The sequence below is a fragment of the Ensifer sp. Root558 genome (genome assembly GCF_001427045.1).
Classification (GTDB): domain Bacteria; phylum Pseudomonadota; class Alphaproteobacteria; order Rhizobiales; family Rhizobiaceae; genus Ensifer; species Ensifer adhaerens.
In genome coordinates this window covers 127,168-135,160 of sequence record NZ_LMGC01000007.1, presented here as the reverse complement: position 1 = coordinate 135,160, position 7,993 = coordinate 127,168, and the positions used below count along the sequence as shown (strand labels likewise).

Sequence of the window (7,993 nt, the reverse complement as noted above, 5' to 3'; positions counted from 1 at the left end):
CCTTGGCCATTCATACCCTGTTACGTCACAAATGAATCATCTGTGACGTAACTTGCGCCAATTCCCCGCCGGACCAAAATCCGCTCACCGGACGCTCACTCATAGGCGGAGAGCGCGTGAAGCTTCAGGTCGCGCACATCAAGCTGTCGCACAGCCGTGCTTTTCTGCTCAGAGCCTACTTACTGCAGACGCATGAGATGCTGTTCGATGCCCACTGGCACGGCTTCCGGGTGTTCGGCGGCGTGCCTGGTCGCGGCATCTATGACAACATGAAGACGGCGGTCGATCGCGTGGGACGGGGCAAGGAGCGGCAGGTCAACATCCGCTTCCTGGCGATGACGAACCACTACGTCTTCGAACCCGAGTTCTGCAATCCGGCGGCAGGCTGGGAGAAGGGTCAGGTCGAGAAGAACGTCCAGGATGCCCGTCCACGGCTGTGGCAACAGATGCCGGACTTCCCAGATTTGGCGGCATTGAATGCCTGGCTGGAACAGCATTGCCAGAACCTGTGGCGGGAGACATCGCACGGCACCTTGCCTGGCACGATCGCCGACATTTGGGTCGCAGAGCAGGCCGCGTTGATGGCGTTGCCTAGCGCTTTTGACGGCTTCGTCGAGCAAAGCAAACGCGTCTCACCGACATGCCTCATTACCTTCGAACGGAACCGCTACAGTGTGCCTGCATCCTTTGCGAACCGGCCCGTCAGCCTGCGGATTTACCCTGAGCGGCTGGTCGTTGCGGCCGAGGGCAATATCCTATGCGAACATGCGCGGGTCATTGAGCGCAGCCACGACATACCGCCGCGAACGATTTACGACTGGCGGCATTACCTTGCGGTCATCCAGCGCAAGCCCGGTGCCTTGCGCAATGGTGCGCCCTTCCTGGAATTGCCGTTGGCCTTTCGGCAATTCCAGGACCAGATGCTTCGCCGCCCTGGCGGTGACCGTGAGATGGTCGATATCCTCGCGCTTGTGCTTCATCACGACGAACAGGTCGTCGTCAGGGCTGTGGAACTGGCTCTGGATGCGGGCGTGGCGACCAAGACGCACGTGCTGAATCTTCTGCACCGGCTGATCGACGGCAAGACGACCGACGGCCCGGACATCGATACGCCACAGGCGCTGACCTTGCTGCGTGAACCCAAGGCCAATGTCGAACGCTACGACGGCTTGCGCGTCCGGATCGTAGGAGGTCGCCATGCGTCATGATCCTGCCAGCGCGGCCGTCGTCATCATGCTGCGCAGCCTGAAGATGTATGGCATGGCCCAGGCCGTCACGGACCTGATCGAGCAAGGGGCTCCGGCCTTCGACGCGGCCGTGCCGGTCCTGTCCCAGTTGCTGAAAGCCGAAATGGCCGAGCGCGAGGTTCGATCCATCGCCTATCACATGAAGGCTGCCCGCTTCCCGGCCTACAAGGACCTCTCCGGCTTCGACTTCGCCGCCAGCGAGATCAACGAAGCGACCGTGCGCCAGTTGCACCGATGCGAGTTCATTGCGTATTCCGGTGAAGTCGGCCGCTGATTCCGAAACGAAGCCGGCCACCTATTCCGATTTCATTCCGGCCACCATTCCGATCTGAAGCCGGCCAGTTGATGCTCCCCTGGGTCGTTGTTTTGCATGGCGCGTGATTGTCGCGCGGTCAAGCGGCGGATGGTGTTTGACGCTGCTTTCGCAAGCTCTCGCCGTGCAGTTCGATGCGGTAGGCGTTGTGGACAAGGCGGTCGAGGATTGCATCGGCGATCGTAGGATTGCCGATCATGTCATACCAGTGATCGACGGGCACCTGGCTGGTGACGATGGTGGATCGCTTCTCGTAGCGGTCCTCGACGATCTCCAGGAGATCGCGCCGCTGCTCGTCGTTGAGCTTCTCCGGACCCCAGTCGTCGAGGATGAGCAGGTCGGTTCTGGCGAGCGCCTTGAGGACCTTGGGATATCGGCCGTCGCCGCGCGCCAGCGCAAGGGTGGCGAACAGCCTGGGCAGGCGATGATAGGCGACGGAGAAGTCCTCGCGGCATGCCTTGTGTCCGAGCGCGCAGGCCAGCCAGCTCTTGCCGACGCCGGCGGGTCCGATCAGCAAGAGGCTATGGTGTTGCCTGATCCAGTCGCAGTTGGCGAGCTTCAGGACGAGATTGCGATCGAGGCCGCGGGCGGCGCGGAAGTCGATGTTCTCGATCTGGGCATCATGGCGCAGCCTCGCGGCGCGAGCCCTTGCCTCGAAGCGCTTCTGGCGGCGCGTGGTCGCCTCGCGTTCGAGCAGCAGAGCGAGCCATTCGCCATGCTCGAGGTGTCTGGCTTCCGGCTGCGCCTCGAGCTCCTGATAGGCGCTGGCCATGCCTGTCAGGCCGAGTTCGCGCAGCATGTCGATGGTGGGATTGGTCAGCATTATCAGGTGTCTCCTCAATGGAAGTAGCCGGGGCCACGCAGATTGGCGTGTTCCATGACGGCGGCGGGTTCGGTGGAATGTCTGGGGGCCTTGTGGGTTGCGATGAGCGAGGCAATCGTCTTGCAGGTCAGGCCGCCGATCTCGACGGCCCGTGCCGAAACGACCTCGGCGCGCTCGCGGCCGAGGTCGCGATAGAGGCGCAGGATGCCGAGGCATGTTCTGAAGCCTTGCTCGGGATGTGGCCGGCTGGCGAGAATGGCGACGATCAGCCCTTCGGTCTGCGGACCGATGGACGCGCCCCAGCGCCGGAAGCGCTCCGGCGTCCATTCGGCGTATCGGCGGTGGGAGCTCGGCATGTGCGCGGGGTCTGTTCCATAGCGCGGCCCGCCATAGCGGCGCTGATGGACCGCGACGCGTTTGCCGCGATGGAAGATCTCGATCATTCGCGCGGTCGCCCGGATATCGACCTGCTGACGAATGAGCGCGTGCGGGACGGAATAGAAGAAGCTCCTGAACTCGGCATGGTAATCCGTCGAGACCCGCGCAAAGCGCCATTCGGCGAACTCGTACTCCTCGGCGGGCAAGCTTGCGAGCGCCGCGCGTTCGACCGTCTCGAAGAGATGGCGGCGGCTGACACCCAACCGGCGCATGACATGATTGTTGATGCGCTCCAGCACGTCGGCGATTGCGGCATTGGCCTCGGCGAGCGAGAAGAACGTCTGTTTGCGCAAGCGGCCGAGAAGGCAACTCTGGGCGAAGCGCATGCCGTTCTCGACCTTCGCTTTCTTTCAAGTCCAGGACTGCAGTTCGTACTGACACTCAAGCCCGCATAGAGTTCGAGGTTACGCACCCGTTCCATCCGTGGCGCGGACAGCGCTTCGTGCTGTCGACACGCAAACAGAACTGGGGCGAAGACCGCGTCATGTTCTACGACGCCCAAGGACGGTTGCGTTCGCTTCCGGCCTCGTGGACCGATGTCAATGAGGCCGACTTGTTCAGTCAGGTTGCTGCAGGTCGGTCCTTCTCCCGCCCAGACGATCTGTCGGCGCTGGCGTCGTTGATTGATCACATTAAGCGCCGCCAGGAAGAATGACGAAGCGTCAAGTAAATTACGCCGCATATGTAAGCCTAATTATGCCGAGACGCGATGTCATTGATCGTCCAAGCAATAGGTAAGGCTCGATGTTACATGGGTTTCGGCGGTATTTGAGATATAATTTGATTGACGTGTGAGCAAAGTGCGGCATAATTTGCATTACACAGGGAAGCTCCCATGACCAAAGAAAGCAAGCCCGATCGCCTGCGCCAGATGGGCGCTCTGAACCCCAAGCCCGAGGGCGTCCGCGCCCCCTGGTTTCGGGAAGCAGGTTTCTTTGATCCGCTCGATCTCGTGCAAGTGAAGTATGAGATGCTTCGGCACGCCCGCGAAGACGGCACCAACAAAGCGGATGCGGCCGCGCTTTTCGGGCTGTCTCGGCAGACCTACTATCAAGCGGAGGCCGCGTTCGAGCGCGATGGCATGTCCGGCCTCTTGCCGCGCACCCGCGGGCCGAAGTCAGCCCACAAGCTTACTGGCGAGGTGATGCGTCTCGTCGAGGAGCATCTCGATGCGAACGGCCAACTGCAGGCCCGTTCTCTGGCGGACCTAGTGCATGCGAGACTGGGCATCAGCGTCCATCCTCGCAGCATCGAACGCGCGGTGGCGCGTAAAAAAAAACGATGAAGAGCCGACGCACGCAATCGCCATGTCGGAGAACGGCAAGGATGTTTACGAAGCGCTCCGCGCCGATGTTATTTGCGGTACGGCTTGCGCGAGGCGCATGGGCGCCATCGTCTTCCACGGACTGTGGCGCGGCCTGGCAGTACTGATCGCACCACATCAATCCGCGATAGCGCGACAGCAGTCGACGCCTCGGCTCAAGACAACTTCACTGGTCGCGCACGATCGCCAGCTCGTGCACATGCTCGCCAATATGGTGCTGGCAGCAGAGACAGGAGGAAGCCATGTCTACTGATAATGCCATGAAGATTAGCGCCGATCACCTGCGGCGCGATGCGTTTCTCTACGTCCGCCAGTCCTCCCTTCGTCAGGTGTTTGAGAACACCGAGAGCACGAAGCGGCAATATGCACTGCGGGACCGCGCGGTGGCGCTGGGTTGGCCGATTGAGCGTGTCCACGTCATCGACAACGACCTCGGCCTTTCCGGTGCACAGTCGCAGGACCGCGACGGATTTCAGCGCTTGGTGAGCGAGGTCGCGATGGGGCACGCAGGGATCGTGCTGGGGCTGGAAGTGTCTCGCCTGGCTCGCAACAATGCGGACTGGCATCGCCTTCTGGAACTGGCCGCCATGTCGCGCACGCTCATCATGGACGAAGATGGCGTTTACGACGCGGCGTCGTTCAACGATCGTATGCTGCTCGGCCTGAAGGGCACGATGAGCGAGGCCGAACTGCACATCCTGAAGTCTCGACTGCAAGGCGGCATTCTCAACAAGGCGCGTCGTGGCGAGCTCGAGTTGCCGTTGCCGATCGGACTGGTCTACACGCCTGATATGCGCGTGGTGCTCGATCCGGATCGCCAGATCCAGGACACGGTGCGCATGCTGTTCGATACCTTCCGGGAGGTGGGCACAGCCTGTGCGGTCGTGCGCCGCCTGCGCAGCGAGAAGATCCTGTTTCCCCGGCGTGTCCGTCGCGGCATCGGCAAGGGCGACGTGCTGTGGAGCGCGATCGACCATTCTCGCGTGATCCAGATTTTGCACAATCCACGATACGCTGGTGCTTTCGCATACGGACGCACCCGCACGGTCTATAATGCCAAGCTTAAGTCCGTACAGCAGAAGATGCCGAGGTCCGACTGGCAGGTGCTCATCCCTCAGGCCCATGAAGGCTACATCTCGTGGGACGAGTTCGAGCGCAATCAAACAAGTCTCGAACAAAATGCAGTCGGTTTTTCTCCGGGCCTGCGGGGTCGTATGCCTCGCCAGGGCAACGGCTTATTGCAAGGAAGAGTTTTGTGCGGTCGTTGCGGCGCCCGCATGCGGGTCCATTATGAACAGTTCGAGGGCAAGCTTCGTCCCTATTACATCTGCAACGAGGCCGTCGTGCGCCACGCGGGCAAGGCTTGCCAATGGGCAAGAGGACCAGCGATCGATGAAGCGATCAGCGCGTTGCTGCTCGAAGCAATGGCACCCACGGCGATAGAGGTCGCACTTGCGGTGCAGGAGGAGATCTCGCAACGTGTCGAACAAGCCGCCTCGCTGCGCGACAAGCAGTTACAGCGCGCCCGGTATGAGGCTGAACTCGCACGCCGACGCTATCTGAAGGTCGATCCCGACAACCGCTTGGTTGCCGACGCACTCGAAGCGGACTGGAATGGCAAGCTTCGCGACCTCGATACGCTTCAGCGCGAACATGAGCGTCAGAACGAGACAGACCAGTCATTGCTGGACGGCGCTATGCAGGAACGGATCCGAGCGCTGGCCGCAGATTTTCCGCGCATCTGGAACAACGAGCGCACGAGCCCGGTCGAGCGTAAACGCATGCTTGGTCTCCTCATCGAAGACGTGACACTGCTCGTCGACGAGAAGATCAACATGCACATACGCTGGCGCGGAGGTCGCACGCAAAGCCTGGCAGTAGCTCGTCCCCGGCCCATGGCCGTGATCCGCAAGACCCCGGAAGCGGTTGTGGCACTGATCAACGAACTGCTGGAGACCGACAACGACCAGCAGATTGCCAGTCGTCTCAACGCACTCGGGCATCGTAACTGGCGCGGTGAGGCTTTTACCTTGAAGAAAGTTATGCTCGTTCGTCGTGCCTATGGGCTGAAGACCCGGTTCGAACGGTTGCGCGAGAGCGGCATGCTAACTGGCGAGGAAGTGGCTCGTCGATTTGGCGTAAGCGCCACAACCATACATCAACTCGGACGTGATGGTGTTCTCAAGCGCCATCGCTACGCTACCAACCACCGCTACCTGTATGAGCCACCGGGCAACGTCAGACTCGCAAAAGGCGTCGGCGGCCGCTATGGTAGCCGCCAACCCCGGTTAATGGACGCTCAACAAATCCAACAAGGTGCATCGTGATGTCTGCTCCTTGTCCTTCGGGCGTCGCGGTCGGGCCGGCAGAACGCCGACACCATAGTGGGACGCCATCATGCCGTAACTGCGGTTGATCTCGGGATCGTAGAAGCTGGCGCGGCTGACGCCGGACTTCAGATTGTCGGGCACGACCAGGCGGGGCACACCGCCGAAGAAGGCGAACATGCGCACATGTGAGCCGACCCAGTCCGGTAAGGTCTGGGTCCAGGTCACCTCGGCGAAGGTGTAGCTCGATGCGCCGAGCACGCCAAGGAACAGCTCCGCCTCGCGGACTTCGCCAGTCTTGCGATCGACGATCGGCACCCTCTTACCGGAATAGTCGACGAAGACCTTGTCGCCGGCCGCATGCTCCTGGCGCATCGTCGGCGAAAGGCGCTGCTCGAACCCGCGGAACAGCTCGCAGAAACGGCTATAGCCATAACCATCGGGATGGACGCTGCGATATTCCTCCCACAGGATCAGCAGTGTCACGCCGGGCTTCTTCAATTCGATAGAGAGCTGTGCCCAGTTCGGCTCGTGACGTCGCCGTTGGCCCTGCTTGACGCCGGCGCGGGCGAAAAGCCGAGACTCAAGAGCATCGTCTGTCAGCTCTCCCGGCAATGGCCAGCTCAACCCTGCCATCGCAGCCCGCTTCAGGTTATCCTGGACGGTGCTGCGGGCAACGCCGAGGATCACCGCAATCTCTCGGCTGCTTGTCCCGCTTCCGGCAAGCCGGAGCATCTGTCGTAATTGTCGCATGGTCAGCCTTCTCTTCGCTGGCATCAAACTCTCCTCGTGTACCGGGAGGCTTGATGCCAAAGTTGCTGACCCAAGGGGTATCTTCAGAGCCGGAAACCGGCCGGTCTTTGATTGGAATCGTGGCCGGCTTCAAATCGGAACGATGGCCGGATTTTGATCGGAATGGTGGCCGGCTTCAGATCGGAATCCGCAAGTTCATGGACGGAGCGCAGAATATCGTGCTCGTCGGCGGGCCGGGCACAGGCAAAACACATGTCGCGACAGCACTCGGCATTCAGGCGATCGAGCATCATCGCCGAAAGGTCCGCTTCTTCTCGACCATCGAATTGGTCAACGCGCTCGAGCAGGAAAAGGCCAAGGGCAAGGCGGGCCAGATCGCAGAGACGTTGGTCAGGCTCGACGTGCTGATCCTGGACGAGTTGGGATACCTGCCGTTCAGCGCCTCCGGCGGCGCATTACTCTTCCACCTGCTGAGCAAGCTCTACGAGCGGACCAGCGTGGTGATCACCACCAACCTCAGCTTCAGCGAATGGGCCACGGTCTTCGGCGACGCCAAGATGACGACCGCTCTCCTCGATCGTCTGACCCATCGTTGTCACATCCTGGGCACCGGCAACGACAGCTTCCGCTTCAAAGCCAGCTCGGCCGCTGCGGCCCAGAAGAGAGGAGAAAAAGCCAATCCCCTGACCAAACCCTGATCAGAAAACCATACTCAGAGGTGGCTCACTTCTCGGTGGAAAAACCGGCTCAGTTCCGCGCGGAAACCAA

At 61.1% G+C, this 7,993-nt stretch carries 7 protein-coding genes and 3 pseudogenes; 7 read left to right on the top strand and 3 right to left on the bottom strand.

Translation table 11 applies throughout. The features are described from left to right. Positions 1-95: 95 nt before the first annotated feature. Positions 96-1,208, top strand: a pseudogene (gene istA, locus ASD63_RS10590) (IS21 family transposase); the annotation flags it as partial. Next, positions 1,198-1,491, top strand: a pseudogene (locus tag ASD63_RS10585) (ATP-binding protein); the annotation flags it as partial. The pseudogenes istA (ASD63_RS10590) and ASD63_RS10585, both read left to right, overlap by 11 nt. A gap of 148 nt (positions 1,492-1,639) precedes the next feature. Here ASD63_RS10585 and istB (ASD63_RS10580) read toward each other — a convergent pair. Together istB (ASD63_RS10580) and ASD63_RS10575 are read right to left on the bottom strand one after the other, a co-directional pair. Next, on the bottom strand, positions 1,640-2,383 hold the full coding sequence (istB, locus tag ASD63_RS10580) for an IS21-like element helper ATPase IstB (RefSeq protein WP_014857536.1): 744 nt from the start codon (positions 2,381-2,383) through the stop codon (positions 1,640-1,642). A 14-nt stretch (positions 2,384-2,397) separates the two neighbouring features. Beyond that, positions 2,398-3,147 (bottom strand): transposase, encoded by a 750-nt coding sequence (locus ASD63_RS10575; protein ID WP_197423487.1) that lies wholly within the window; start codon positions 3,145-3,147, stop codon positions 2,398-2,400. A 65-nt stretch (positions 3,148-3,212) separates the two neighbouring features. Here ASD63_RS10575 and ASD63_RS34980 point away from each other — a divergent pair, with 65 nt between their 5' ends. The 4 genes from ASD63_RS34980 (at position 3,213) to ASD63_RS10560 (ending at position 6,472) form a co-directional block, all read left to right on the top strand. Continuing rightward, positions 3,213-3,476: a DUF5372 family protein gene (locus ASD63_RS34980; RefSeq protein WP_089046348.1), complete on the top strand. Its 264-nt coding sequence runs from the start codon at positions 3,213-3,215 to the stop codon at positions 3,474-3,476. Positions 3,477-3,656: 180 nt separating this feature from the next. Further along, positions 3,657-4,106 (top strand): helix-turn-helix domain-containing protein, encoded by a 450-nt coding sequence (locus tag ASD63_RS36050; RefSeq protein WP_018210163.1) that lies wholly within the window; start codon positions 3,657-3,659, stop codon positions 4,104-4,106. Between the two features lie 22 nt (positions 4,107-4,128). Further along, the gene (locus ASD63_RS36045; protein WP_013850832.1) at positions 4,129-4,398 is read left to right on the top strand and encodes a hypothetical protein; all 270 of its coding nucleotides are present in this window, start codon (positions 4,129-4,131) and stop codon (positions 4,396-4,398) included. Beyond that, a complete protein-coding gene (locus ASD63_RS10560; protein ID WP_060529240.1) occupies positions 4,388-6,472 on the top strand; it encodes a recombinase family protein in 2,085 nt (694 codons plus the stop codon). Before ASD63_RS36045 ends, ASD63_RS10560 begins: the two co-directional genes overlap by 11 nt. Here ASD63_RS10560 and istA (ASD63_RS10555) read toward each other — a convergent pair. Further along, a complete protein-coding gene (gene istA, locus ASD63_RS10555; protein WP_244497225.1) occupies positions 6,434-7,249 on the bottom strand; it encodes an IS21 family transposase in 816 nt (271 codons plus the stop codon). The two genes, ASD63_RS10560 and istA (ASD63_RS10555), sit on opposite strands and share 39 nt — an antisense overlap. A gap of 167 nt (positions 7,250-7,416) precedes the next feature. Here istA (ASD63_RS10555) and istB (ASD63_RS10550) point away from each other — a divergent pair. Further along, positions 7,417-7,923: pseudogene (gene istB / locus ASD63_RS10550) on the top strand (IS21-like element helper ATPase IstB); the annotation flags it as partial. Positions 7,924-7,993: the final 70 nt, after the last annotated feature.

Coding starts and splice junctions, on each gene's coding strand:
- istB (WP_014857536.1), bottom strand. CDS start 2,383: ATGCTGACCAATCCCACCATCGACATGCTGCGCGAACTCGGCCTGACA.
- ASD63_RS10575 (WP_197423487.1), bottom strand. CDS start 3,147: ATGCGCTTCGCCCAGAGTTGCCTTCTCGGCCGCTTGCGCAAACAGACG.
- ASD63_RS36050 (WP_018210163.1), top strand. CDS start 3,657: ATGACCAAAGAAAGCAAGCCCGATCGCCTGCGCCAGATGGGCGCTCTG.
- ASD63_RS36045 (WP_013850832.1), top strand. CDS start 4,129: ATGTCGGAGAACGGCAAGGATGTTTACGAAGCGCTCCGCGCCGATGTT.
- ASD63_RS10560 (WP_060529240.1), top strand. CDS start 4,388: ATGTCTACTGATAATGCCATGAAGATTAGCGCCGATCACCTGCGGCGC.
- istA (WP_244497225.1), bottom strand. CDS start 7,249: ATGCCAGCGAAGAGAAGGCTGACCATGCGACAATTACGACAGATGCTC.